Genomic DNA, 23,669 nt, shown 5'->3' on the forward strand with positions numbered 1-23,669 from the left:
CGGCCAAGGCGTCGATTCTGCACCCCGACGCCTCAGGCCGCTGTGGGAAGCCCACCACGCCCCCAACTGCCCTCCAAAGCTACCCAATGGCTTCGGCAAAGACATTGCAGAAGGAAGCAGGGGATTCTGCCCTCGGGCGGGGCCTTGACGCTGTGCAATTAGTCTAAGTTGTTGAAATACAATGATTTATCACTGCGGCGGCGGCCCAGGCATTTCGGCCGGTCGATCACAGAATCGTGACGGATTGCCACGCATTGTTGCACGTTCGCAACAGTCGGCCTCTCGAATGGTCCTTACCACGGAAGCGCCCCCTTGAGCCTTGATCGTGCGCCGATTGCGAAGCACTCGCCTGTTGTGCTGATCGCGAACGACCAGGAATGGACCGCCCGGGCCGTCGAGAGCATCCTGGTGGCCAACGGCTATCGGACCCATCGGGCCCACACCGCCGCCGAGACGCTGGCGATGGCCGACCGGCTCGATCCCGACCTCGTCATCCTCGACCAGCAACTCCCGGACTTCCCCGGCACCGAAGTGTGCCGTCGGCTCCGCGCCGACCAGTCGTTCGGGCCGTCGCTTCCGATCATGATCACCACCGCCGGCCCCTCCGGCCGGCAGCAGCGGATGGCGGCGTACGAGGCCGGGGCGTGGGAGTTCTACGGCCAGCCCCTCGACGCCGAGGCGCTGCTCCAGAAGCTCGCCGTCTATTGCTCGGCCTACGGCGAGGTGCGCCAGTTGCGGAGTGACGCCCTCATCGACGCCGAATCGGGGCTCTACACCCGCCCCGGGTTGACCCGGCGCGCCACCGAGTTGCTCGGGGAAGCGCGGCGGCACCAGCGCGAGCTCAGCTGTGTCGTCTGGGATATTCCTCGCCGCCTCGATCCCATCCAGGCCTCGAACCTCGGCTCTGGGTTGCGTCGCCAGGGACGCGCCGCCGATGCCTTCGGCCGGATTGCCCACGACCGTTTCGCCGTGGTGGCGCCCGGGGCGTCCCAGCAGGGTGTGGAGCGACTAGTCGAACGCTTCGCGAACGTCTTCCGCGAGTCGCTCGCCGACGGCACCCTCGACATTCCCGCGACCGTCATCACGACCAGTCACGAATCGCTGCCGAGCGATGGCGTCGAACTGCTGGAGCTGCTCAGCCCGGCGATGGCGGCGTGATTAGGTGCTAGTCGTTGGTCGTTAGTTGTTAGGTGGCAATGAGCGAAGGGTGAAATGGGGCCGAAATCGGCGACCATTTCACCCTTTTTCTCGTAGCCTGTAGTGACCAACAACTAAGGACTAACGACTCACGAGGTCGTCGCCGGCAACTTGCCCACATCCTCGCCTTCATCCGTCGCGCCGTAGCCGTAGCTGTACGAGTAGTACTTGTACTCCGAGGCGCTGGAGCGCACATCGTTGAGCACCGCGCCAATGAGGCGGATCGGCAGCTGGTCGACGATCTGCAGCTTCGCCTCGGCGAGGTCGCGTTCCGTCGCGCCCGAGCGCATCACCAGGATCATGTTGCCGGTGAGGGTGCCGAGGACGAAGGGATCGATGCCGGCGCCGAGCGGCGGGGAGTCGACGATGACGACATCGTACGCCTCACGCATCGAGCTGATCAGCTCGCGCATCAGGACACCACCGAGCAGTTCGGGGCCGTTGCGCTTCCGGCTGCCTGCCGTGATCAGCGTGAGCATCGGATGTGAGGTCTTCCGGGTCAGCTGCGCCAGGTCCAGCTCGCCGGTCAGGTGGTCGAGCAACCCCGGGCGGCGCTCCTGGCCGAAGGTCCGGTGCAACTCGCCGCGGCGGGTGTCGCCATCGATCAGCAGTGTGCGGTAGCCCGACTCGGCGAACGAGAGTGCCAGATTCGAGGCCACCAATGACTTGCCGTCACCAGGCGACGGCGAGGAAATGGTGAGCACGCCGCGGCCCTCGCCCATGGTATGGGAGAGATTGAGGCGAATGGTGCGGAACGCTTCGATGACCTGCGCTGCTTCTTCTGCCGACGGCGTCTCGCCCTTGGCCCGGCGAATCTCCGGCACGACGCCGAGGATGGTAAGGCCGAGGCCGGAGGTGATCTGGTCGGCGTAGCGGACACGCTTGTCGGTGAGGTCGAGCAGGAACGCCAAGCCCAACCCGCCGGCGAGGCCAGCGAAGAGGCCGACCGCAATGATGACCGACTTCCGGTTCTTGGATGGGAGCAACGGGGCGACCGCCGGGTCATAGATCGAGAGATCGCTGAGGGCGCTCGCCTCGCGGAGCCGGGCGTTCTCGGAGCGGCCGGTCAGCGACTTGTAGGTCTCATCGGCAATGTCGACTTCCCGCTTGAGACGGTTCTCTTCGATCGTCCGGCTCGGAATTCCCTGCAACTCGCGACCGGCGTTGGCCACTTCGGAATCGAGGCGCGCGATGTCGCCGTCGAGGCGCCGGAGCACGGCCTGCGCGTAGGTCGGCAGCGTCTGCGAGCGGATCTCCCGGATGCGGCGGATCAACTCCGGCAGGTCGTAGACGGGGCCACCGGTGACGCCGCAGGCGCGGCAATCGTCCGAATATCCCTGCGCGCGCGCAGTCCGGAGCTGGGTTTCGTTGGAGACGAGGTCGCCCAGGACCTGCTTCAATTCGGTGCTGTTGTTGACCGAGGGGATGGTCAGGAAGAGGTCGACCGCGATCTCGCCACCCTGGGCCTTGGCAAGCGCCTCCTGCAGGTCGCGACGATCGCGGCGCAGCCCTTCGGCGGCCTCGCGCCGGGCAATGAAGGCCGTGTAGCCCTGCGGCGAGGTGCTGGAGAGACCCGGCGTGACCGGCAGTTCCATGCGCGGCTTGGTGATCGAGCCGGTCTGGAACGCCAGCAGCGCCTGCTCCGCGTTGCGCAGCCGGTCGTACGCACCGCGCAGCTGGGTGTCGACCACGCCGGCCTCGGCCGTCAGGTTGACCCGCTTCATCACCGCGGCGCGCGTCTCATACTCCTTCAGCAGGGCGTTCAGCGTCGCCGCCGTCTTCTCGGACTCCTGGCCCGACAGCGTCAGCAACACGAATCGCGCACCGCGGAAGTCGATGTTGACGCCCAGCCGGCTATTGATGTCTTCCGCCGCCTCGCGCTCCGTGATGGCGTCGAACTCGAACGTCTTCCCGTGCCAGCGCGGCAGGATCGTCGGGAGCCAGGCGAAGCCGAACTCCTTCCCGACCGAGTCGCCGACCACACCACGACTCTTCCGCGACGTCTTGAGCTGCGTCAATTCCCAGCCCTTGCCGTCGGCACTGATCTTCATCTCGTACGCCCCGGGCGTGTAGGACGGCCCGATCTCAAGCCCGCTCAGGAGCGCCGCATCCGGGCCGCTCGGCCCGTTGGGGAGCGGCGGCCCGCCGAGCCGCTTCGGCCCGATCAGGTAGAGGTGCTGGGCCCGGGCGACGGGCTCGAGCGAGCGGTAGGATCGCATGAACTTCTGCCACTGATCGCCACCCAGGACGGCGCCTGCCGAGATCGGCCCGTTGTCGCCGACCGGCATCGCCAGGAGCATCGAGGCCCGCACGACAAAGCTCTCCGGCCGCATCCGCGAGACCAGGAAGCCCCCGCCCAGGCCCAGCAGCGCCATCAGCAGCACCAGCCACTTGAAGCGCCGCAGGGTCGACAGGTACCGGGTGATCGGGGAGGTCCGGGGTCCGCCGCTGTTTCCGGTCAATGGCGAACCTGCGCCCAAGGCGCCGCCACCAGCGGGGAAGCTCGGCAAGTTGCCGGAGAGTGGGGTCAGCTGAGTGTTCATAACGCCCGCAGAAAAGAGGGTCGAGCCACGTCGTGAGCCTAGTCGGGACCGCTGCGTTGCAACTGCCATACCGCGCCGCGGGGGTGGGGTGTGGAGTTGGTGACGCGACAATGTGTTGCGTCAGCACAACACTGTGGTGGTGCGCTCGCGAAACAGGTGATACGTTCAAACCACGGAATTGGCCAATGAGCGCCTGCGACGATGGACCCGTCCAACAGTCGCGGCACGCTTTCTGCCTCGGTGGTTGGGGAGTTCATCCTACGATTGCTTGAATCAGGAGTTACCATGACTGCCGTCACCGGGGCCGGTTTCGGTCCCCCGGAAGGCACGGGAAGCCGCGATCTGCTGGCGCTTCCTGCCGACGTGAAGGCCTCGATCCGGATCCTGATCGTCGATGACGAACGGACCCTCCGGGAGAGCTGCGCGTCGGTCCTGCGCGGCGAAGGCTACACCGTCACCCTCGCGGGACGCGGCGAGGAGGCGATGGAGTTTGTGCGCCGGCGGCAGTTCGACCTCGTGCTGGTCGACCTCTTCATGTCGCAGGTCTCCGGGCTGGAGATTCTGAATGCGGCGCTCGAGGCGCACCGGGACACCCTGGTGGTCGTGATGACGGGCAATCCGACGGTGTCGAGCAGCATCGAGGCGCTCCGGATGGGCGCCTGGGACTACCTCCCCAAGCCATTCTCCGCCACCCACTTGCAGGTGCTGATCGGTCGCGCGTCGCACGCCATCCTGAAGGGGCGCGAGGCCAACGACCTCCGCCAGCAGGTGATGCGGCAGCACTCGCATTCCGACACGCAGGCGCTGATCGGCATCGCGCCCTCCTTCCGCAAGGCCGTCGAGTTGGCCCGCAAGGTGGCGCCGACCGATGCCTCGGTCTTCATCAGCGGCGAGAGCGGCACCGGCAAGGAAGTGATTGCCCAGTTCATTCACCAGCACTCCCGGCGCGCCAAGAAGACGTTGGTGCCAATCAACTGCGCGGCATTGCCCGAGCCGTTGCTGGAGTCCGAGATGTTCGGCCACCGCAAGGGTGCCTTCACCGGCGCGGATCGCGACAAGCCGGGACTGCTGGAGACGGCCGACGGCGGGACGCTCTTCCTCGACGAGCTCACGGAGATGTCGCTGCCGCTGCAGGCCAAGCTGCTGCGCGTCATTCAGGACGGCATCGTGCGGCGTGTCGGCGCCGAGACGGCGGGCGATCCGGTGGACGTCCGCTTCATCTCGGCGACGAATCGCGATCCGCAGGACGCGGTCGAGCGCGGGGTGTTGCGCGGCGACCTCTTCTACCGTCTCCGCGTGGTGCCGATCGTCTTGCCGCCGCTGCGGTCGCGCCCGGAAGACATCCAGCTGCTCGCCAATCACTTCCTCGGCATCTTCTGGCATCGTCACCGCCAGATGACCGACCGGGCGCCGCGCCTCAGCGACTCGGCGATCGAGTTCCTCCGCACCCGCGCCTGGCGCGGCAACGTGCGTGAATTGCAGAACGTGATCGAGCACGTCGCGGTGCTGGTCGAGCCCGATCAGCTGATCGAGCCGACCGACATTCCGATGTACGAGGATTCCGAGGCGGCACCGGAACGGATGCCCGCGGCACAACTCGACGGGCCGTTCCACGACGTGAAGGATCGGGTGATCGCCCAGTTCGAACGCGACTATCTCGCGCGGCTGGTTGGTCGCGCCGGTGGCAACATGTCGAAGGCGGCGCGGCAGGCGAATGTCGACCGCACCACGCTCTACCGCCTGATGGAAAAGCACGGATTGCAGCGTGACGATCGTAGCGAGTAGCCTGATGCCGTTGGCCCCCGATGCCCGCCGCTGGTTGGACGAAGCGGCCGAGGCGCTGGTCGAGGAGTGGCGCGGCTTTGCCGTCGACGCGATTTCGCAGGGTGAGGTGGCCGCGGCCGTGGCCGGCGTCGTCGCGCAGATTGTCGAGGCCGCTGCCGGCCGACCGCGTGCCCCGGAACCCTCCTCGCCGCTGGATCGCCGCGTGGTGGCGTTGCTTCGACGCCACCTGCTCGAACACGACGAGGCGGTGCCGCCCGGCGGACTCCGTCCCGTGCTGCGGGCGCTCGAACAGGTGGCGGCGTCGATGGAGCCGCGGTGGACCGAGCGATTCCAGGAACGGATGACCGGCCCGAGCGGCCTCGACCTGGTCGTCGAGGTGGCGCACGACCTGCGCTCGCCGCTCACGTCGATTCTCTTTCTCGCCGAGATCATGCTCCGCGGCCGGAGCGGGCCGTTGACGCCGCTGCAAGAGCGTCAACTCGGACTGGTCTACTCGGCGGCATTCGGGTTGAACGCGGTCGCGAGCGACGTGATCGAACTGGTGCGCGGTGGCGATCGCCTGGTCGGGCGGGAGCCGCAGCCGTTCTCGGTCGCGGAAGTGCTCGAGTCGGTGCGCGACATCGTCCGTCCCATCGCCGAAGAGAAGGGGTTGGAGCTGCACTTCGAAGGGCCGGGGCGCGACCGTCGGGTCGGGCACCCCGGAGCCCTGAACCGCGTCCTGCTCAATCTGACCACCAACGCGCTGAAGTTTTCCTCGGCCGGCCACGTCGAGGTGACGTTGACCGACGGGGCAGGACTGGCGCTGGACTGCACCGTCCGCGACACCGGCCGGGGGATTCCCGAGGCCGCGATGGCGACGCTCTTCGAACCCTTCCGCCGTCGGCAGCAGCCGGGCGATTACGCCTTCTCCGGTTCGGGCCTCGGCCTCTCGATCTGTCGCAAGCTGGTCGAGGCGATGGGCTCGACGCTTGAAGTCTCCGCCGTCGCGGGCGAGGGGACCTGTTTTCAGTTCACGCTGCAGTTGCCCGAGGCCGATCCCGCCATGCTGATCGGCTGAGGACCTGCCGCTCCCCCCCGTCCGCTCGTACCTTTGGGGTCTTGTCCCGACACACCGAGACGATCCCGTGATCACCACGCACCTCGCCCATCAGTTCGGCGCTCGCGCCGCCAGGCATCCGACTCGACCCTTCCTCATCGAGGGGGAGCATCGCCACAGCTGGGGCGAGATCGCCCTTCGCAGTGACGCGCTGGCGCGTGCATTTCGCGGGCAGGGACTCGCCGCCGGCGATCGGATCGGGATCGACCTGCCCAACGGGACGGAGTGGGTGGTGGCGATGTTGGCCGCAGCCCAGGCAGGACTCACCATCGTCCCGCTCGATCCCGAGCTCGGCTACCACGAGCTGAAATACCAGTTGCGCCACGCGGAAGTCTCGGCCGTCGTGATCCCCGAGGCACCGACACCCGTCGACTACCTCGAGTTGTTCGACGAGGTCCTCCCCGAGCTGCCGTCGCTGCACCTGATCGTCTACGCCGGACCGGGGACCCGCTGGTTCGACGATCGTGCCGTCCCGTTCGGCGAGATGCTCGCGCGCGGCGAACGGCTGCCCGCACTGGCGCCGGGTGACGACGCGGATGCCGCGTTGGCGCTGGTCTACACCTCCGGCACGATGGGGAAGCCGAAAGGCGTGCTGCTCTCGCATCGCGCGATGGTCGCCTCCGCCGTGGGCACGGCGAGTGCACTCGGCCTCGCCGACGATGACTGCATCCTGCAGGCGCTCCCGCTCTTCCACGTCTTCGGCCTCTCGGTGCTGCTCACCGCGATCAGCGCCGGCGCGTCGGTGGTGCTGATGCCGCGCTTCGATGCGGCGGGCGCCCTCGCACTGATCGCCAACGCCGGGGTCACCCATCTGCCCGGCGTGCCGACGATGTTCGAATTGCTGATGCGCGACCCGGCGTTCGTCACCACGCCGCTCGGTCGCCTGCGCGGCGGCGTTGTCGCGGGGAGCATGGTGCTCCCGCCACTGGTGGATCGGATTCGCCAGTGGTGCGATGTGGAGATCGCGTATGGCCTCACCGAGGCAGGGCCGACGGTCACCGCCACTCGGCGGAGCGATCCGCTCGAAAAGCGCCGCACGACGGTCGGGCGTCCGATCGACGGCGTCGAGGTCCGCGTGGTCGACGTCCGGAGCGGCGTGCTTCACGGTGCCGAGGCGGTGGGTGAATTGGTCGTGAAGGGCACCACGCTGATGGACGGCTATCACCGGATGCCGAACGAGACCGCGCGGACGCTCACCCCGGAAGGCTACCTGCTGACGGGGGACCTGGCCCTGCTCGATGAGGACGGCTTCGTGACCATCGTCGCGCGCCGGAAGGAAGTGATCGTGCGGGCGGGGCAGACGGTGACGCCGCGGGAGTTGGAGGACGTGATCCGCACCCATCCTGGCGTCGAGGAGGTCTGCGTCGTCGGCGTCCCGCACGACGTGCTGGGCGAGCTGATCTGCGCCTGCGTGGTGCTGTTGGAGGGGGCCGTGGTCACCGGCCCCGATCTGCGCCGCTTCTGCCAGGACCTCCTCTCGGCCACCAAGGTGCCCGATCTGGTCCGCTTCTTCGACGGTCTCCCGATGACGGCCAGTGGCAAGGTCAAGCGCCAAGAGTTGGCACGGGTGGTCGCGCTCGGCTAGCTTTGAGGGTCCGACGCGCGGGCGCCATTGGGGCGCCGCACGGACCGCACGCCGTCTCGATCGTTGCCTGCCCCGACCCCATGATGCCCGCCACTCGGCGCGGCGAGGTCGGGAGGACAAGACCGGGGACGGCCACACACACAGGACCGTCGTGACTTCGCTCCCCGCTTTTCGGGCCGGACGGCATATGGCCGTACCCGCCCTGCACGCGCCCAATGCGGCGCTGCTGATCGACTTCGACAATGTGACCCTTGGCGTCCGTTCCGACCTCACCAAGGAACTCCGCACCCTCCTCAACTCCGACATCATCAAGGGCAAGGTCGCCGTGCAGCGCGCCTATGCCGATTGGCGCCGCTACCCGCAGTACATCGTGCCGCTGTCGGAATCCTCAATCGACCTGATCTTCGCCCCCGCCTTCGGGACCAACAAGAAGAACGCCACCGACATCCGGCTCGCCGTCGACGCGGTGGAGCTCGTCTTCACGCGTCCGGAGATCGGCACCTTCATTCTGCTCTCGGGCGACAGCGACTTCTCGTCGCTGGTGCTGAAGCTGAAGGAGTACGGCAAGTACGTCATCGGCGTCGGCATCCGCGAGTCGGCCTCCGACATCCTGATCCAGAACTGCGACGAGTACTTCTCGTACTCGGACCTCGCAGGCCTGACCAAGGAGAGTGACGCGCCGTCGGCGCAGCGCGATCCCTGGGAGCTGGTCGTCGAGGCGGTGCAGAAGATGGCGGCGCAGGGCGACGTCATGCGCTCCGATCGCCTGAAGCAGGTCATGCAGCAGATCGACCCGAACTTCGACGAGAGCAACGCCGGCTTCAATCGCTTCTCCAAGTTCGTCACCGAGGCCGGGGCGCGCGGCTTGATCCAGGTGATCAAGCAGGAGAACGGGCAGTACGACGTCGCGCCCGGCAAGGGTGTGCCGGCGGCCGCGCCCGTGAAGGAGAGTCGCCCGCCGCGCGGTCGTGGCGGGCGTGGTCCGTCCGCGACGGCAGTCGCCGCGCCGGCGCCTGCCGTGCGCGCCGCCGAGGCCGCACCGGCCGATGGCAAGTCCGCCGAAGAGCGGGCAGGGCGTCGTCGGGGTCGTGGTCGCGGACGCGGGCGCGGGAAGGGCGAGGAGGGCGCAACTCCGTCGACCGCCGCGCCGAGTGCCGCGGCACCGTCGGCGCCGTACGTCGCCGAGCCGAGTGGGCTGACGCTCGCCGAAGCATTCCACCTTCTGGGTCGTGCGCTCGGTGAATTGCCGACGCCGGCCGGTCACGAGGTGGTCCGCGCCCGCATGGCGGCGTTGCACGGCACCGAGGATGTGCTGCTCGAAGTGCCGCGCTTCTTCAAGCTGCTGCGGCAGGCCAACGACGCCGAAGTCGCCGATGTCCGCTTGCTCGGCGACGATCAGTACGAGGTGTCGCCGCACCGGATGGAGCTGGCGATGCAACGTCGGTCCGCGCCAGAAGCCAACGCGGCCCCGGTGCTCGACGCCGAAGGCAACGCGGCGCCGCGTCCGGGGATCCGATTCCGCGGCGGTGCGCGGACCCCGGCGTCCTCCGGGATGCCGATGGTCGGCGTGATCAACCTCACGCCGGTCGGTGCCGTGACGCTCGAGGCGCCGGTGACGAAGCCGGTGGCAGAGGCCCCGACCAAGGCGACGAAGCCCGCCAAGGGGACCAAGGCGGAGGCCAAGCCCGCCGCCAAGGTCGCCAAGGCAGCGGCACCCGCCAAGACGCCCAAGGCTGCAGCCCCCGCCAAGGCGCCGAAGGCTGCGGCCAAGCCCGCTCCCAAGGCGAAGGCGGCGGTGAAGAAGGCGGCACCGAAGAAGAAGTAGCGCGACGGGCAACAGAACGTGAAAGGTGAAACGTGAAAGGTGAAACGGGGGCCAATGTGGGCCTCCGTTTCACCTCTTACGTTTTACGCTTCTCGCCCTACCTGCAGCCCAACGCCGTCCTTGCCCCAGGCAGGATCTCGCTCGCCATCTTGGCGGCGCCGGCATCGGTGAAGTGGGAGAAGTCCGCGAAGTAGGTCGGGGCAGGGAGCCCGTGAAAGGCCTGCCACGGGTCGACGATCGTCACCGCCGAGTCGGCGGCGACCTGCCGGACCCGTGCCGAGGCGGCGGAGTCGAAGGCGACCAGCGTCGCGCCGGTGGCGCGCGGGTAGAAGCGCTCCCACGCACGGAGCACCGACGCGGGCATCGGCGTGGTGCTGAGGAAGCCGTTCGCGTGGGTGGCGAGCAGTGGAGTGGCGCCGATCTGACGAATCGTGCCGACCAGGCGACGGAGGTCGTGCTCGAACGCGTCGAGTCGCGCGGCCGGGAGTGTCGTGAACAACGAATCCGCTGGCAGCTCCCGCCGCAGCGCGGCGATTTCCCGTCGGCGCAGGAAGTCGGCGAGCGGCGGCAACATCGTCTTGAGCTGGTTGGCGGCGCGCGCGGCGAAGCGGGACGACGGCCGCAGCGGGCGCAACGGTCCGCTGCCGGTCGAGTCCGGCCGTGCGGGCTGCGGCAGCCCGTCCCCGTCGAGATATTGTGGCGGGGTCGGATAGTAGAGCACGGCCGTGGGATGCAGTGCCGCCAGGCGGAGGCGAAGGTCCTGCTCGACGGTCGGCAGCGACATGCCGGGGAAGGCGGCGTTCAACACGTCGGCCGGACAGCCCGACGCATGGAGCGAGTCGGCGAGTTGCTTCGGATACTCGCGTTCGGGGGACTCGTAGAGGCCGAATGATTCCGAGGCGCCGGTGACGATCAGTCGCGGCACCCCGTCGACCGGCTCGGCCCCGCGGGTCCCGACGCTGTTGAAGCGCCACTTCCGGAAGGCGGTGTTCGGTGCCGGGTGAATGCCCGTCGCGTCACGGATTGCCAGATCGGTGGCGACCTGCAGGGGCGAGCCGATCGGGGTGCGCCAACGGAACCACTCCTCGACCCGCACCGCGACTTCGGCGGTCACGAGAATGAGGATGAGGAGGACGACCCCGGCCGCCAGGCGGCGCCCTGGCCCCACGCTGGCCTGATTCTCGCTCGGATCGTCCGTCATTCGACCGACCCCGGATTCGCCGTCACGAACGCCTCGGAGCCGCGATGCTGTTCAACAGTTTCATCTTCCTCTTCGCCTTCCTGCCAGTCACCTACGTGGTGTTCTGGCTGCTGGGGACGGCCCGCAGTCGCTATGTCTGGCTCACCATCACCGGATATGTCTTCTACGGCTACTGGGACTGGCGCTTCTGCTTCCTGATGGCCTTCTCGACGCTGGTCAGTTATACGGCCGGACTCGGGATGCTCCGCTTCGATGCCGACCCGCGCAAGCGGAAGCTCTGCCTGATTGTCCCGATCACGGTCGACCTGGCGCTGCTCGGCTTCTTCAAATATGCAAACTTCGGGCTCGGCGCGTTCCGGGACGCGATGCACGCCACCGGCCTCGACGTCTCGGTCCCCCATCTCGACGTGATCCTCCCGATCGGCATCTCCTTCTACACCTTCCACACCATCAGCTACATCGTCGATGCCTATCGGCGCCAGATCACCCCGACGAGGAACCTCTGGGAGTTCGCGTCGTACGTCTCCCTCTTCTCGCAGCTGGTCGCCGGACCGATTGTCCGCTTCCGGCAGATCGAGGCAGACCTCGAGGCGCTCGGCACCGCGAGCCGGACCCACTGGCTCCGGACCGGCGTGTCGATCTTCGTGGTCGGGCTGGTCGAGAAGGTGATCCTCGCCGACACCCTGGCCGCGTTCGTCGACCCGGTGCTGGCGCAGTGGGGCACGGCCTCGACCGGCGCCATCTGGCTCGCGATGCTCGGCTACACCTTTCAGCTCTACTTCGACTTCTGCGGCTACAGCAGCATGGCCGTCGGCCTCGGCTACATGTTCGGCCTGCGCATCCCGCGCAACTTCAACTCGCCCTACAAGAGCCTCGACCCGTCGGAATTCTGGAATCGTTGGCACATCTCGCTCTCGACCTGCATGCGAGACTACCTCTACATCCCCTTCGGCGGCAATCGCGGTGGCACGCTCAAGACCTACCGCAACCTGCTGCTGACGATGCTCATCGGCGGGCTGTGGCACGGCGCGAACTGGACGTTCATTGTCTGGGGACTCTACCACGGGGTATTGCTCGGCGCCCATCGTGCCGCCGGCCGGGGCTGGGATGCCCTGCCGGCGCGCCTTCGCCAGGTCGGCATGGTGTTCGCCGCGCTGATCGGCTGGGTCTTCTTCCGGGCGCTCGACATGCCGATGGCCATCGGGATGCTGCGGAAGATGTTTTCCCCGGTGGCCGGTGTCTCCGTGCCGCAGGCCTCGTGGGCCGCCGCCGCGGTCGTCATCGCCGCGATCTGGGGGATGTACGGCCCCAACATCTACGACCTCGATTACCGGCCGCGCTGGTGGAAGAACGCCGTGCTGGCCACCGCGTTCGGCGTGGCGCTGGCGTTGATTGCGGGGGATCGGAGCAGTCCGTTCCTCTACTTCCAGTTCTAGGATGATGGATGATGGATGATGGATGATGGACCAACAGCGAAGGGGAGCGTCGACTGGGGATCGGCGCTCCCCTTCGCCGTTCGCCCATCCATCATCCATCATCCATCATCCGCCGTCTAGTAGCCGCCCGCCTTCACCCCTTCCTTCGCGCTGCCGAGACCGATGCGAATGCCGCCGTGGAACGAGTAGCTCGCGCCGCGAAGGAGCTTGTCATCGCCCGGAGCGGTATGGATCTGCGCCTGGGCGAAGGCGGTGAAGCGGTTCCAGCGGCCCTGCACGCCGGCGAGGCCGGTGAGGAAGGCGTAGGCCGACGCGTCCTGCGCGGCACTGAGGAGATCGGCGCGGGTGAAGGGATCCTGCACGACGGGGTCGACCCGCGGCGAGATCACCTGCATGATGCCGCCGCCGACGCCGAAGTACGGCTCGAGCGGGGCCTTCACCGGGAACGCCATCAGGACGGCCTGGTAGCGACGGACGTCGTTGAAGATGATCAGGCCGGACTGTTCATCCGAGCCGAGCCCCTCGTCGACGCCGACCATCAGCCCACCGCGGCGGCCCATGACCAGGATGTGGGCGCCGGCCGACGGCAGGATCTTGGTGTCCTGGGTCCGGGTCTGGATCATCATGGAGCCGGCCTGCAACCCGAGCTTCCAGGTGTAGGAGTCGTCCCGCTGGGCGGTAGCGCGGCCCGGGGTGACCACGGTCAGGGCCAGGGCGACGAGACAGGCGCCGAACGCCCGCTGGATCTGCGACATCAGAATGCCTCCGGTAGGGAATCGACGGTGCAATCAGCAAGGAACAGGCCGATGTGGCTCATACCAGCCCCAACTGCCGTCCCACCCGCTCGAACGCGGCCAGGGCAGCGTCCAGATCTGCCCGGGTGTGATCCGCCGACAACTGGCAGCGCACTCGGGCGGCCCCCTGTGGCACCACCGGGAAACCGAAGCCGGTGACGAAGATGCCTTCATCCAGCAGGAGCTCGCTCATCCGGATGGCGGCGGCGGTTTCGCCGAGAATCACGGGGACAATGGGAGTATCGCCCGGAAGCGGCTGGAAGTGGAGGTCCAGGAGCCGCTGCCGGAAATAGCGGGCATTCTCCCGCAGCCGGGTGACCCGCTCGGGCTCCGCCTCGAGGACCTGGATGGCGGCCAACGCCGATGCCGCCACGGTCGCCGGGAGGGCGTTGGTAAAGAGCTGCGGCCGAGCGCGTTGCGTGAGGTAATCGCAGAGCGCGGCAGAGCCGGCCACGAAGCCGCCCGCGGCCCCGCCGAGCGCCTTGCCGAGGGTCGACGTGATGATGTCCACCTCACCGACCAGTCCGAAATGTTCGGCGGTCCCGCGGCCGGTGGCGCCGAGGACCCCGGTCGCGTGCGAGTCGTCGATCCAGAGCACTGCGCCATGCTTGCGGCAGACCGCGAGCAATGCCGGGAGGTCGACGATCGTCCCCTCCATGGAGAAGACGCCGTCGGAGACAACCATCTTGACCTGCTTGTCGGCGGCGGCGGTCAACTTGGCGTCGAGGTCGGCGAAGTCCCCGTGCTTGTAGACGCCGGTCTCGCATTTGGTGATCGACTTCGCCAGCCGCAAGCCGTCGATGATCGAGGCGTGGTTGAGCTGGTCGGAGAGGATGATGTCGTCGGCGGTCAGCACCGTCGCGGGCAGCGCCTCGTTGGCATTCCAGCAGCTGACGAAGGAGAGCGACGCCTCGGTCCCGACCAGCCGGGCACAGGCTTCCTCGAGGTCGCGGTGGATGGTGAAGGTGCCGCAGATGAAGCGCACCGAGCCGGTTCCCGCGCCGAAGCGGTCGATCCCCGCCTTGCCGGCGGCCATCACGGTGGGGTGCGCCGCGAGGCCGAGATAGTTGTTGGAGGAGAGGATCAGCACCTCGCCGCGCCCCTCCATCTGGACCCGGGCGGCCTGCGGCGAGTCGATGTGATTGAGCGTCTTGTACACGCCGTCGCGGCGGAACTGTGCCAGCGCGTCGGTGAGGCGAGCGTCGAGTGCGGTCGGGGTGCTCATGCGCCGATCTCCAGGATGACCTTCCCCGCTTGCCCCGCCTTGATCACCGCGATGGCGTCGGCAATCTGTTCGAGCGGGAAGCGGTGGGTGATGACGGGGCGGGGGTCGAGTTGGCCGGCGCGGAGGAATCGAAACATCTCGATCCAGGTCCGGTACATCCGCCGACCGGTGACGCCGTAGAGGGTCAGTCCCTTGAAGATGATGTCGCGGGCGAAGTCCACCTCGGTCGTCTTGCTCGGGGTGCCGAGGAGATTCACGCGGCCCCTGGGCGGGCGGCGGCGAACGCCTGTGCGTGTCCCGCCGGGTGACCACTCATCTCGCAGACCAGGTCGACACCGATCCCGCCGGTGAGCTCGCGGCACCTTGCCACCACGTCATCGCTGGCTGGGTCGAAGGTGTGGTGGGCCCCCATCTGCTCGGCGAGTTGCCGGCGGAAGGGGTTGAAGTCGGAGGCCAGCACCAGGGAGGCGCCGGCGGCCCGGAGGACCCCCACCGCGAAGCAGCCGATCGGGCCACAGCCCAGCACCAGCACGGTGGAGCCAGGGACTGACCCGCCCTCGAGGGCGGTGTGAACTCCGTTCCCGATCGGGTCCATGATGGCGCCGATGTCGGTCGGGATCCCGTCCAGCTTCATCACGTTGTCGGCGGGCATCGCGATGAAATCGGCGAACGCCCCGTCGCGATCGACCCCGATGATCCGGGTCCGAGCGCAGAGGTGGGCGTTGCCGGTGCGGCAGGGGATGCAGTGGCCGCAGACGATGTGTCCCTCCGCGGTCACCAGGTCGCCGATGTGAAAAAGTCCCTCGCGTTCGGTCTCCGCACCGAGCGCGACGATCTCCCCGGCGAACTCGTGGCCGATCACCACCGGCGGCTTCAGTCGTGCCGACGCCCACGCGTCCCACTCCCAGATGTGCAGGTCGGTGCCGCAGACGCCGGCGTGGTGCACCTTGATGAGGACGTCGCGTGAGCCGACGTCGGGGACCGGTCGTTCGACGACATCCATCCCGACGCCGGGAGCTGCTTTCACGACTGCACGCATGATCAATCCGGTGGTGAGGAAGCGCCAAATATGGGTGGCCGACCGGAGCAACCCAAGGTCCCCCCGTCGCAGCCGTCGGAAAGATTTTGACCGTTCGTGGCCATTTTCGGGGGAGCGGCGGACCGGGCGCGCGGAGGGGAAAAATCCCCCGCTCGCGGCCGGTTGGAGGATGTCGTCGCGTGCGCGGCGCGCACCGCGCGGCATCGGCGCGTTCGGGAGGTGATGCACGTGGTGGTGCGTGACGTGCACTCGCGCGTGTCGCGGGAAGCCGCATTTCACAAGGCTTTGCGGTCGACGCGCACACAGTGCGACATCGCGACGTGCCGGTGCGCGCGATGCAACACACGCCGCGCGCGCATCGTGATGCCGCCCCGTGGCGCCGCGTTCTCGGCGCCAAATCCATGTGGACGATCGGTGGAAGCCGATGCCCCGGTGAGGGTTCCGGGTTGCGGGGGGTATTGCGCCCGGAAGGAAAATTTTGATCTTGTATATGCCGACGCTACTCCGCCGACAGGAGCGGGTCGTCGCCGTGAGTACCGCACGTACGTCGAGTGCTCACGAATTTTTTAATCCTCAGGGAGGCTCCATGGCTACCAAGAAGGCTGCGAAGAAGGCCGCGAAGCGGCCGGCGAAGAAGGCCGCGAAGAAGGCTGCCAAGCGTCCGGCGAAGAAGGCCGCGAAGAAGGGCGCGAAGAAGGCTGCCAAGCGTCCGGCGAAGAAGGCTGCCAAGAAGGCCGCCAAGCGTCCGGCGAAGAAGGCCGCCAAGAAGGCCGCGAAGAAGGCTGCGTAAGCAGTCGCTCTCGCGGCCTTCGCCGTGAGAGGCAGCTAAGTAAAAAGGGCCGGCACGTTGCCGGCCCTATGCTTTTCCCCCCAACGACATCTCAGGCTCGGGCGTTGTGTCGCCCGCTCACCGTCTGTTCCGCCGCCGGCTTGCAGAAGAGCGCGCCGCGCGACGCCATCCCGCGCGTCCGACGGCCGGTCGGCGGCAGGGTTTCCCGCAGCCAACTGGTATAGTGCCCGGCGAACCCTTCCGGCCCGGCCCCCTGCCCATCCGGCACCAGCGCGTGCAATCCGCCGGGAGCGGTCAGCCCCTGGAGCTCGGTCAGCAGGACCTGCCGCTCCCCCGGCGAGAGGGAGGCGAGGGTGCCGGCGTCGAGTACCACCAGCGCGAAGCCCCCCGGGATGCAGGGGAGCCACTGGCCGAATTGGACGCAGATCGCATCGAAGGTCGAGGAGAGCGCTTCATCGGCGACCCGACCCTCGGCCCGCTCCACGACGGTGAAGTCCCGGTCGAGAAAGGTGACGTCGGCGTCGTGGGCCGCAAGCAGGTAGGCGCACTGCTCGGCGCCGACACCGACCACGAGCGCCTGGTCGCCCGGTTCGATCCGCGGGGCCAGTCCAGCCACCAGATGCGTGTCGTCGAGGTTCCAGTGGATCGGTTCGCGCTGCGCCGCGCGACGCTTCGGGTAGGACTTCCGCCACGCCTCGAAGCCGCGGATCCCGAGCATCTGGATGATCAGCGCGTCGACCGCTTCCTGCGCAAGGACTTCGGTGAGCAGGAACTGGTCGGCGTCCGATCGGCGCACCTCGCAGACCGCCTTGTCCGCGAGGCGCATCAGCTCCTCGCGGGAGATCCGGTTCTTGAACTGCTCGACCCGGTCCATGATGTAGAGATCGTATTGCTGGCGCAGCGAGCGGAGAGGACGCCGCCGGGGGGCGGTCGCGAGAAGCTGCTGCTGGGAAAGCATCCCACAACTTTGCGAAATTGCGCCCCCGCGTCAATCCGCTCGGAGGATGGCCCCCTTCAAATAGCCGGTTTCCGGGATGGTGATCACCTCCGGATGGTCCACGCCCTGGCCCAGAACCGAGTGCAGCGTCAGCCGGCGGCCACTGTCGGCGGCCGCCCCGGCGAGCATCGCGAGGAATTCCGGCCGACGCACATGGAAGGAACAGGACGCACTGACGAGCCAGCCGCCGGGTGCCAGGAGGCGCATCGCCCGGCGATTCACCTCGTGGTACCCGCGCAGGGCGGCCGGGACGCTGGCCTTGCTCTTCGCGAACGCCGGCGGGTCGACCACGACCACATCGAAGCGGCGGCCCTCGCGCCCCCACGCCGGGAGGACGTCGAAGGCATCGCCGGTGACGAAGTCGATCTGGCCGAAACCATTGAGGGCGGCGTGTTCCGCCCCGCGGGCGAGCGCCTCGGCCGAGACGTCGAGCGCGGTCACGGCGGAGGCGCGCTGCGCCAGGTGGAGCGCAAAGGAGCCATGGTAGGAGAAGCAGTCGAGCGCGGTCCCACCCGCGGGGACGAGTGATCCGGCGAGCTGCCGGTTTTCGCGCTGGTCGAGGAAGGCGCCGGTCTTCTGCCCCGTCCACGGTGCGGCGTACCAGCGCACCGACCCCTCGCGCACTTCGACCCGCTCCGGCACGGACCCCATCGCCAACTCGACCCGATCGTCGAGTCCCTCGAGACGGCGCGTGGGGACGTCGTGCCGGAAGAGAATCCCCTCGGGCTGGAACACCTCGCGGAGCGCCTCGACGATCATCGCCCGCTGCGTCTCGAGACCGGCCGAGAGGAGCTGCACCACCAACCAGCGGTCGTAGCGGTCGACGATCAGCGCCGGGAGGCCGTCGCCCTCGGCGTGGACGGCACGCCACGCCGACGCATCGAGGCCGAGCCGTCGGTCGCGGCATTCGGTGAGCCGATCGCGCCACCATCCGCCGTCGATCGGGACGTCGCGTCGCTCGAGCAGGCGCAGGCGAATCTCCGAGCTCGGGGAGCAGAGTGCCCGCCCCAGGAAGCGGCCGCGCCCGTCGCGCACGGCGACCACGCCTGCTTCCGGCGGGTGCTCGCGCACGTCGCTTCGGTAAATCCACGGGTGCCCCGTGGTCCAGCGCTTGGCACCGCGATCGCTCACGACGGCATCGGTCATCGGTCCCTCCGGCTGGCGTTGCCGGGGCGACCCCCGCTGATTTCGTTCCGCATGCGCGAGAATCTAGCCGCCACCCTCCGTCTCCTGCTCGTGACCGACGACGCCCTCCTCGGCGCGCGCGACCCGATCGCCGTGGCGCGGGCGGCCGTCGCGGGAGGCGTGACCGCCATCCAGCTCCGGCTCAAGCACGCCTCCGATCGTGATCTGCTCGCGCTGGCCCGTCACCTGGTGGCGTTGCTCCCCGTCCCGATCTTCGTCAACGACCGACTCGACATCGCCCTCGCCGCCGGCGCGGCGGGCGCCCATCTTGGCGCGGACGACCTTCCCCCAGCCCGAGCTCGGCGCATTGTTCCGGCTGGCTTCCTCCTCGGAGCGTCGGTGGGCAGTCCCGCCGAGATCGAGCGCGGTCTCGCCGCCGACTATTGGGGAATCGGGCCCCTGCACGGCACCAGCACGAAGGGCGACGCGGGGGACGCGCTTGGACTTGATGGCGCCGCGACGCTGCTGGCGCAGGCAGGCACGCGGCCATGCGTGGTTATCGGTGGCGTGCTGCCGGACGATGTCGCGCCGGCGCTCGCGGCAGGCTTTGCGGGCGTCGCGGTCGTGCGCGGAATTCTGGGGGGGGAGGATGTCGAGGAGAGGGCGAGGAAGTACCGGATGATGGATGATGGATGATGGATAATTGCAGAATGCTGTCATCCATCATCGATCATCGATCATCCCTTCGGACCCCGCACGCGCTTGATGTTCCGCAAATGCTCCGCATACTCCACCGCAAAGAGATGCGTCCCGTCGCCGACGGCGACGAAATAGAGCTCGCGCCCCGGGGCGGGGGAGAGCACCGCGTCGATCGCGGCATCGCTCGGGTTGCCGATCGGGGTCGGCGGGAGCCCCGGATGGAGATAACTGTTGTACGGTGAGGGGTAGGCGTAGTCCTTGTTGTAGAGCCGCGGCTTCCGCGCGCCCGAGTCGACGAGGTAGGCGTACTGAATCGTCGGGTCGGCCTGGAGGGGCATGCCGAGGCGGAGGCGGTTGCGGTAGACGGCCGCGATCCGCGGCAGTTCGGCAGCGCGCATCGCCTCGGCCTCGATGATTGAGGCAAGCGAGATCACGTCCGCTTGATCGAGGTCGGCCGCGTCCGCGCGTGTCTTCCAGTCGGCCGGCCAGTGCGCGCGGCGCGCGTCGAGGAACGACTCGAGCACCTCCCGCGCGCCGCCGAGGCCGGTGAAGGTGAAGGTCACCGGCCGGAGCCATCCTTCGACGGTGGCCCCGGGGATGCCGAACTCGCGTCGGAGGGCGGAGTCGCGCGCAACGCGGAGGAGGGTGTCGGCGGGAATCGCGAGCACGCTTTCCGCGCGGCGTGCCAGGTCGAAGAGGGTGGCGCCTTCGGGGAGGGTGATCTTGAATCGCACCGCGTCGCCCCGCGCGAGCCGGTCAAGCAACGCGGCGGTCGAGCTGCCGGGGGCGAACTCGTAGACACCGGGCTTGAGCCGCCGGTCGACCCCCTGCATCCGCCCCCGCAGCCGGAACCAGCGGGCATTGGCGATGATGCCACGCGCCACGAGCGAGTCGCCGATGCTGGCGAGCGTGCTCCCTTTCGGCACACCGACCCGCACCGGCGGACCATCGCCGCCGCCACAGGCCGTCAGGGCCGCCAGCGTGAGCACCATCAGCCGACGCCGCATCACCGCCTCCGCCCGTCGAGCCAACGTTCCAGCACGATCGCGGCGGCCATCGCGTCGATGTCGGCCTTTCGCTGGCGCGGGGCGACGCCGCGCTCGGTCAGCCGCTCGAGCGTTTCGGCGGTGGTGAAGCTCTCGTCGATCCAGTCGATGGGCAGCGCGGCCCGCGCGGCGAACTGCTCGCCCATGGCGCGAGCCGCCTGGGCGGACTCCCCCTCGGCACCCTCATCGTCCAACGGGAGCCCAACCACCAACCCGACCGGATGTTCCCGCTCGATCAGGTCGAGAAACTGCCCCAACGGCAAGCGCTTCCCCGCCCGGCGCGTGAGCGTGCCGAGCGGGGAAGCGAGGAGCTGCGTCTCGTCGGTGATGGCGACGCCGATGCGGGCGTGGCCCCAGTCGAGGGCCATCACCCGGCCGGTGGTTGGGATGGGGGCGGACATACGTGCGCACGTGCGGTGGCGTGTAGGGGCGAAGTCGGGCGAAGTAGGGGCGCAGCATGCCGCGCCCATACAAGCGCCCGTGCGTCGCCCCTACTGCGCCATCGACGCGAAGAACTCCTTGTTCGTCTTCGTCCGCTTCATCCGCTCGAGGAGGAACTCCATCGCCTCGACCACCGGCATGTCCGCCAGGAAGTTGCGGAGCAGGTAGACGCGGTTGAGCTCGTCCTTGTCGAGCAGGAGCTCCTCCTTCCGGGTACCCGACTTGTTGATGTCGATGGCGGGGTAGATCCGGCGATCGGCGAGGCGGCGGTCGAGGACGAGTTCAGCGTTGCCGGTGCCCTTGAACTCCTCGAAGATCACCTCGTCCATCCGCGACCCGGTGTCGATCAGCGCGGTGGCGATGATCGTGAGCGAGCCGCCGCCCTCGATGTTTCGGGCGGCGCCGAAGAAGCGCTTCGGCTTCTGCAGCGCGTTCGCGTCGACACCACCAGAGAGGATCTTGCCGGAGTGCGGCACGACCACGTTGTGCGCGCGCGCCAGGCGGGTGATCGAGTCGAGGAGGATGATCACGTCGCGGCCATGCTCGACCAGACGCTTCGCCTTCTCGATGACCATGTCCGCGACCTGCACGTGGCGGTCCGCCGGCTCGTCGAACGTCGAGGCAATCACCTCGGCCTGGACGTTCTCCTGCATGTCCGTCACTTCCTCGGGGCGCTCGTCGATCAGCAGCACGATGAGGTAGCTCTCGGGGTGGTTCTCGGTGATCGCGTTGGCGAGCTTCTGCAGCAGGATCGTCTTGCCGGCCTTCGGCGGCGCCACGATGAGCCCGCGCTGGCCCTTGCCGATCGGCGACATCAGGTCGACGACGCGCATCGAGAGATCGTTCTTGCTCCCCTCGAGACGGATCCGCTCATCCGGATAGCGCGGCTTCAGGTTGTCGAAGGCGATCCGGGTCTTGGTCTTGTCCGGCTCCTCGAAGTTGACGCTCTCGACCTTGAGCAGCGCGAGGTACCGTTCCCCCTCCTTCGGTGGCCGCACCTGACCCTGCACCGTGTCGCCGGTGCGGAGGTCGAACCGCTTGATCTGGCTCGGCGAGACGTAAATGTCGTCAGGGCCGTAGAGGTAGTTCCAATCCTGCGACCGGAGGAAGCCGTAGCCTTCCGGCAGGATTTCGAGCACCCCTTCGCCGCGGATGACCGTGTCCTTGTCGAGCAGCGACTGCTCGATGCGGAAGATCAGGTCCTGCTTGCGGAGGCCTGAATAGTTGGTGATGTTGAGTTCGGCGGCGAGCACATGGAGCTCGGCGACGGATTTCTGCTTCAGTTCAGCAATATCCACGGATATCTCCGGGTGGCATCGCCAACCCCGCCGGCCAACGCGGCACGACAGGATGGAGTGGGCTTTGGGCGTTCGGTCTGGTGTCTGGGCGTATGGGGCTCGCGCGAAGGCGCGAAGATGACCATCGGAAGGGACGCGGGGGATCCTGCAATTGCCCAATCATATGGGGCGTTTGGCGCCCCGTCAACACCGGCGATGACCGACCCGCGGGCGTTCTTCTCCGTCTGGCGATCGCAACCGCTGGCCGGGACCCGGGAGGTGCTGGACGGCGTGGTTGCCCCGGAACACCGGGGACCCTCGCCCGCGCTCACGGCCCTGCTGGCCTCCTGGCCGGGCGCCTGGTATTGGGCGGACGACGCCAGGACCCGGCTGGTACTCATTCAGGGGACGGTCCCGGCCCGCCCCGAACGGTGGCTCTGGCACGGCGGGCTGTTGCTGCTGACCATCCTCTGCACGCTCGGGGCGGGGGCCGTCTTGCAGAGCCGCTGGGTACCCACCGTCCACCCAGGCTTCTGGGGTGCGGTCCGCTCCGTGGTCGAATTTGCGGAATTCGCGCTCCAGGGAGGGTGGCGGACCTTGCTGCCGGGTTGGGAGTTCGCCGCCCCGCTCCTCTCGATCCTCCTCGTCCACGAGCTGGGCCACTATTGGACGGCACGCCGCTACGCCATCGATGTCTCGCCACCCTACTTCCTGCCGGTGCCGCCGAATCTTTCACCGATCGGCGGACTCGGGGCGTACATCCGGCTCCGCTCCCCGATCTATGATCGGCGGCAGCTGCTCGATGTCGGCGCCGCGGGCCCCCTCGCGGGATTCGTGGTGGCCATCGGCGTGATGATCTGGGGCTACTCGCTGTCGCATCGGATGGAGTTCCCGCTGGCTGGATCGCCGTCCTTCGTGCTCTTTGCAGGGAAGCCGGCCTTTCTGGGCGATTCGTTCCTGACCCATCAGCTGCGGGAGTGGCTGCTGCCGGGCACGGGGGCGGTGCTCCTCTCGCCGCAGGCGTTTGCGGGGTGGGTCGGCCTCTTCATCACCGGACTCAACTTGCTGCCCCTGTCACAGCTGGACGGCGGGCACGTCCTCTACGGTCTGTTGGGGCGGCGACAGAAGACGATCGGCCTGCTCTGCGTCGGTGCGCTGCTCATTCTCGCGCAGCAGGCACCGATGTGGTATCTCTGGGTGGTCCTCACCTTCGCGATCGGTGGCGGACGCTGGACCCACCCGGAAGTGGTACTGCCTGACCGTCCGGTGCTCGCGGCCGGACGCTGGACCGGCTTCTGCTGTATCGTTGTCTTCCTGCTGACCTTCGTGCCAGTCCCTTTCCTTCGCTGACGAGGTCCCGCATGGCCGAGCCCGATCCGATGTCCAAGTTGCGCCACGACCTCGCCAACCCGCTGGCCGCCATTCTCGCCGAGACGCAATTGCTGCTGATTGGTGATGAGGAGATGTCGCCCGATGTGAAGCAGGCGCTCAAGGAGATCGAGAAGCTGGCGATCCGGATGCGCGCCATCCTGCGCGGCACCCAGGAGCCGCCCCAGGGGTAGCCGACG

General features: G+C 68.0%; 21 protein-coding genes. 10 read left to right on the forward strand and 11 right to left on the reverse strand.

Going from position 1 to position 23,669, the window contains the following annotated elements; all coding sequences use genetic code 11:
• The first annotated feature begins 312 nt into the window (after positions 1-312).
• The gene (locus IPP98_12710; protein MBL0179971.1) at positions 313-1,158 is read left to right on the forward strand and encodes a response regulator; all 846 of its coding nucleotides are present in this window, start codon (positions 313-315) and stop codon (positions 1,156-1,158) included.
• Positions 1,159-1,286: 128 nt separating this feature from the next.
• Here IPP98_12710 and IPP98_12715 read toward each other — a convergent pair whose 3' ends face one another.
• The gene (locus IPP98_12715; GenBank protein MBL0179972.1) at positions 1,287-3,740 is read right to left on the reverse strand and encodes a polysaccharide biosynthesis tyrosine autokinase; all 2,454 of its coding nucleotides are present in this window, start codon (positions 3,738-3,740) and stop codon (positions 1,287-1,289) included.
• A gap of 285 nt (positions 3,741-4,025) precedes the next feature.
• On the opposite strand from IPP98_12715, the gene IPP98_12720 reads away from it, so the two are divergent.
• The 4 genes from IPP98_12720 (at position 4,026) to IPP98_12735 (ending at position 10,031) form a co-directional block, all read left to right on the forward strand.
• Complete coding sequence (locus IPP98_12720) at positions 4,026-5,525, forward strand: sigma-54-dependent Fis family transcriptional regulator (GenBank protein MBL0179973.1); 1,500 nt, start codon at positions 4,026-4,028, stop codon at positions 5,523-5,525.
• A gap of 4 nt (positions 5,526-5,529) precedes the next feature.
• Complete coding sequence (locus IPP98_12725) at positions 5,530-6,582, forward strand: HAMP domain-containing histidine kinase (GenBank protein ID MBL0179974.1); 1,053 nt, start codon at positions 5,530-5,532, stop codon at positions 6,580-6,582.
• 67 nt (positions 6,583-6,649) lie between these two features.
• Positions 6,650-8,206 (forward strand): acyl--CoA ligase, encoded by a 1,557-nt coding sequence (locus tag IPP98_12730; GenBank protein ID MBL0179975.1) that lies wholly within the window; start codon positions 6,650-6,652, stop codon positions 8,204-8,206.
• Between the two features lie 187 nt (positions 8,207-8,393).
• The gene (locus IPP98_12735) at positions 8,394-10,031 is read left to right on the forward strand and encodes an NYN domain-containing protein (GenBank protein MBL0179976.1); all 1,638 of its coding nucleotides are present in this window, start codon (positions 8,394-8,396) and stop codon (positions 10,029-10,031) included.
• A gap of 97 nt (positions 10,032-10,128) precedes the next feature.
• Here the strand turns inward: IPP98_12735 and IPP98_12740 are convergent, their stop codons facing one another.
• A complete protein-coding gene (locus tag IPP98_12740; protein ID MBL0179977.1) occupies positions 10,129-11,232 on the reverse strand; it encodes an SGNH/GDSL hydrolase family protein in 1,104 nt (367 codons plus the stop codon).
• A gap of 44 nt (positions 11,233-11,276) precedes the next feature.
• Between IPP98_12740 and IPP98_12745 the strand changes: the two genes are divergently transcribed.
• Complete coding sequence (locus IPP98_12745) at positions 11,277-12,668, forward strand: MBOAT family protein (protein ID MBL0179978.1); 1,392 nt, start codon at positions 11,277-11,279, stop codon at positions 12,666-12,668.
• Positions 12,669-12,784: 116 nt separating this feature from the next.
• Here the strand turns inward: IPP98_12745 and IPP98_12750 are convergent, their stop codons facing one another.
• The 4 genes from IPP98_12750 to IPP98_12765 are packed head-to-tail and all read right to left on the reverse strand — an operon-like array spanning position 12,785 to position 15,726.
• Entirely contained in the window at positions 12,785-13,423 is a 639-nt protein-coding gene (locus tag IPP98_12750; GenBank protein ID MBL0179979.1) for a hypothetical protein, read from the reverse strand.
• 58 nt (positions 13,424-13,481) lie between these two features.
• Positions 13,482-14,687 (reverse strand): glycine C-acetyltransferase, encoded by a 1,206-nt coding sequence (locus IPP98_12755; protein ID MBL0179980.1) that lies wholly within the window; start codon positions 14,685-14,687, stop codon positions 13,482-13,484.
• Positions 14,684-14,944 (reverse strand): hypothetical protein, encoded by a 261-nt coding sequence (locus IPP98_12760; GenBank protein ID MBL0179981.1) that lies wholly within the window; start codon positions 14,942-14,944, stop codon positions 14,684-14,686. The genes IPP98_12755 and IPP98_12760 overlap by 4 nt, the downstream gene beginning before the upstream one ends.
• Positions 14,941-15,726, reverse strand: coding sequence for an alcohol dehydrogenase catalytic domain-containing protein (locus IPP98_12765; protein MBL0179982.1), 786 nt, complete (start codon positions 15,724-15,726; stop codon positions 14,941-14,943). The genes IPP98_12760 and IPP98_12765 overlap by 4 nt, the downstream gene beginning before the upstream one ends.
• A gap of 586 nt (positions 15,727-16,312) precedes the next feature.
• Here IPP98_12765 and IPP98_12770 point away from each other — a divergent pair.
• On the forward strand, positions 16,313-16,516 hold the full coding sequence (locus tag IPP98_12770) for a hypothetical protein (protein MBL0179983.1): 204 nt from the start codon (positions 16,313-16,315) through the stop codon (positions 16,514-16,516).
• 91 nt (positions 16,517-16,607) lie between these two features.
• Here IPP98_12770 and IPP98_12775 read toward each other — a convergent pair whose 3' ends face one another.
• Both IPP98_12775 and IPP98_12780 read right to left on the reverse strand, forming a co-directional pair.
• Positions 16,608-17,474 carry a hypothetical protein gene (locus IPP98_12775; protein ID MBL0179984.1) on the reverse strand — a complete coding sequence of 289 codons (867 nt, stop codon included), beginning with the start codon at positions 17,472-17,474 and terminating at the stop codon, positions 16,608-16,610.
• A 30-nt stretch (positions 17,475-17,504) separates the two neighbouring features.
• Positions 17,505-18,659: a class I SAM-dependent rRNA methyltransferase gene (locus IPP98_12780; GenBank protein ID MBL0179985.1), complete on the reverse strand. Its 1,155-nt coding sequence runs from the start codon at positions 18,657-18,659 to the stop codon at positions 17,505-17,507.
• 51 nt (positions 18,660-18,710) lie between these two features.
• Here IPP98_12780 and IPP98_12785 point away from each other — a divergent pair, with 51 nt between their 5' ends.
• A complete protein-coding gene (locus IPP98_12785) occupies positions 18,711-19,334 on the forward strand; it encodes a thiamine phosphate synthase (protein ID MBL0179986.1) in 624 nt (207 codons plus the stop codon).
• 41 nt (positions 19,335-19,375) lie between these two features.
• Here IPP98_12785 and mltG read toward each other — a convergent pair whose 3' ends face one another.
• From mltG to rho, 3 genes are all read right to left on the reverse strand, one after another.
• Positions 19,376-20,344, reverse strand: coding sequence for an endolytic transglycosylase MltG (gene mltG, locus IPP98_12790; GenBank protein ID MBL0179987.1), 969 nt, complete (start codon positions 20,342-20,344; stop codon positions 19,376-19,378).
• Positions 20,344-20,784 (reverse strand): Holliday junction resolvase RuvX, encoded by a 441-nt coding sequence (gene ruvX / locus IPP98_12795; GenBank protein ID MBL0179988.1) that lies wholly within the window; start codon positions 20,782-20,784, stop codon positions 20,344-20,346. The genes mltG and ruvX overlap by 1 nt, the downstream gene beginning before the upstream one ends.
• Before the next feature lie 90 nt (positions 20,785-20,874).
• Positions 20,875-22,122, reverse strand: a complete 1,248-nt coding sequence (gene rho, locus IPP98_12800) for a transcription termination factor Rho (GenBank protein ID MBL0179989.1) — start codon at positions 22,120-22,122, stop codon at positions 20,875-20,877.
• A 195-nt stretch (positions 22,123-22,317) separates the two neighbouring features.
• Between rho and IPP98_12805 the strand changes: the two genes are divergently transcribed.
• Positions 22,318-23,451: a site-2 protease family protein gene (locus IPP98_12805; GenBank protein ID MBL0179990.1), complete on the forward strand. Its 1,134-nt coding sequence runs from the start codon at positions 22,318-22,320 to the stop codon at positions 23,449-23,451.
• A gap of 11 nt (positions 23,452-23,462) precedes the next feature.
• Positions 23,463-23,663, forward strand: coding sequence for a hypothetical protein (locus tag IPP98_12810; GenBank protein MBL0179991.1), 201 nt, complete (start codon positions 23,463-23,465; stop codon positions 23,661-23,663).
• The last annotated feature ends 6 nt before the right edge of the window (positions 23,664-23,669 follow it).

The organism is Gemmatimonadota bacterium (genome assembly GCA_016720805.1).
Taxonomy (GTDB): Bacteria; Gemmatimonadota; Gemmatimonadetes; order Gemmatimonadales; family GWC2-71-9; genus Palsa-1233.

Coding starts and splice junctions, on each gene's coding strand:
- ruvX (MBL0179988.1), bottom strand. CDS start 20,784: ATGTCCGCCCCCATCCCAACCACCGGCCGGGTGATGGCCCTCGACTGG.
- IPP98_12750 (MBL0179979.1), bottom strand. CDS start 13,423: ATGTCGCAGATCCAGCGGGCGTTCGGCGCCTGTCTCGTCGCCCTGGCC.
- IPP98_12740 (MBL0179977.1), bottom strand. CDS start 11,232: ATGACGGACGATCCGAGCGAGAATCAGGCCAGCGTGGGGCCAGGGCGC.
- IPP98_12715 (MBL0179972.1), bottom strand. CDS start 3,740: ATGAACACTCAGCTGACCCCACTCTCCGGCAACTTGCCGAGCTTCCCC.
- IPP98_12765 (MBL0179982.1), bottom strand. CDS start 15,726: ATGCGTGCAGTCGTGAAAGCAGCTCCCGGCGTCGGGATGGATGTCGTC.
- IPP98_12720 (MBL0179973.1), top strand. CDS start 4,026: ATGACTGCCGTCACCGGGGCCGGTTTCGGTCCCCCGGAAGGCACGGGA.
- IPP98_12780 (MBL0179985.1), bottom strand. CDS start 18,659: ATGACCGATGCCGTCGTGAGCGATCGCGGTGCCAAGCGCTGGACCACG.
- IPP98_12810 (MBL0179991.1), top strand. CDS start 23,463: ATGGCCGAGCCCGATCCGATGTCCAAGTTGCGCCACGACCTCGCCAAC.
- IPP98_12785 (MBL0179986.1), top strand. CDS start 18,711: ATGCGCGAGAATCTAGCCGCCACCCTCCGTCTCCTGCTCGTGACCGAC.
- IPP98_12775 (MBL0179984.1), bottom strand. CDS start 17,474: ATGCTTTCCCAGCAGCAGCTTCTCGCGACCGCCCCCCGGCGGCGTCCT.
- IPP98_12755 (MBL0179980.1), bottom strand. CDS start 14,687: ATGAGCACCCCGACCGCACTCGACGCTCGCCTCACCGACGCGCTGGCA.
- IPP98_12770 (MBL0179983.1), top strand. CDS start 16,313: ATGGCTACCAAGAAGGCTGCGAAGAAGGCCGCGAAGCGGCCGGCGAAG.
- IPP98_12745 (MBL0179978.1), top strand. CDS start 11,277: ATGCTGTTCAACAGTTTCATCTTCCTCTTCGCCTTCCTGCCAGTCACC.
- IPP98_12735 (MBL0179976.1), top strand. CDS start 8,394: ATGGCCGTACCCGCCCTGCACGCGCCCAATGCGGCGCTGCTGATCGAC.
- IPP98_12725 (MBL0179974.1), top strand. CDS start 5,530: ATGCCGTTGGCCCCCGATGCCCGCCGCTGGTTGGACGAAGCGGCCGAG.
- IPP98_12805 (MBL0179990.1), top strand. CDS start 22,318: ATGACCGACCCGCGGGCGTTCTTCTCCGTCTGGCGATCGCAACCGCTG.
- mltG (MBL0179987.1), bottom strand. CDS start 20,344: ATGCGGCGTCGGCTGATGGTGCTCACGCTGGCGGCCCTGACGGCCTGT.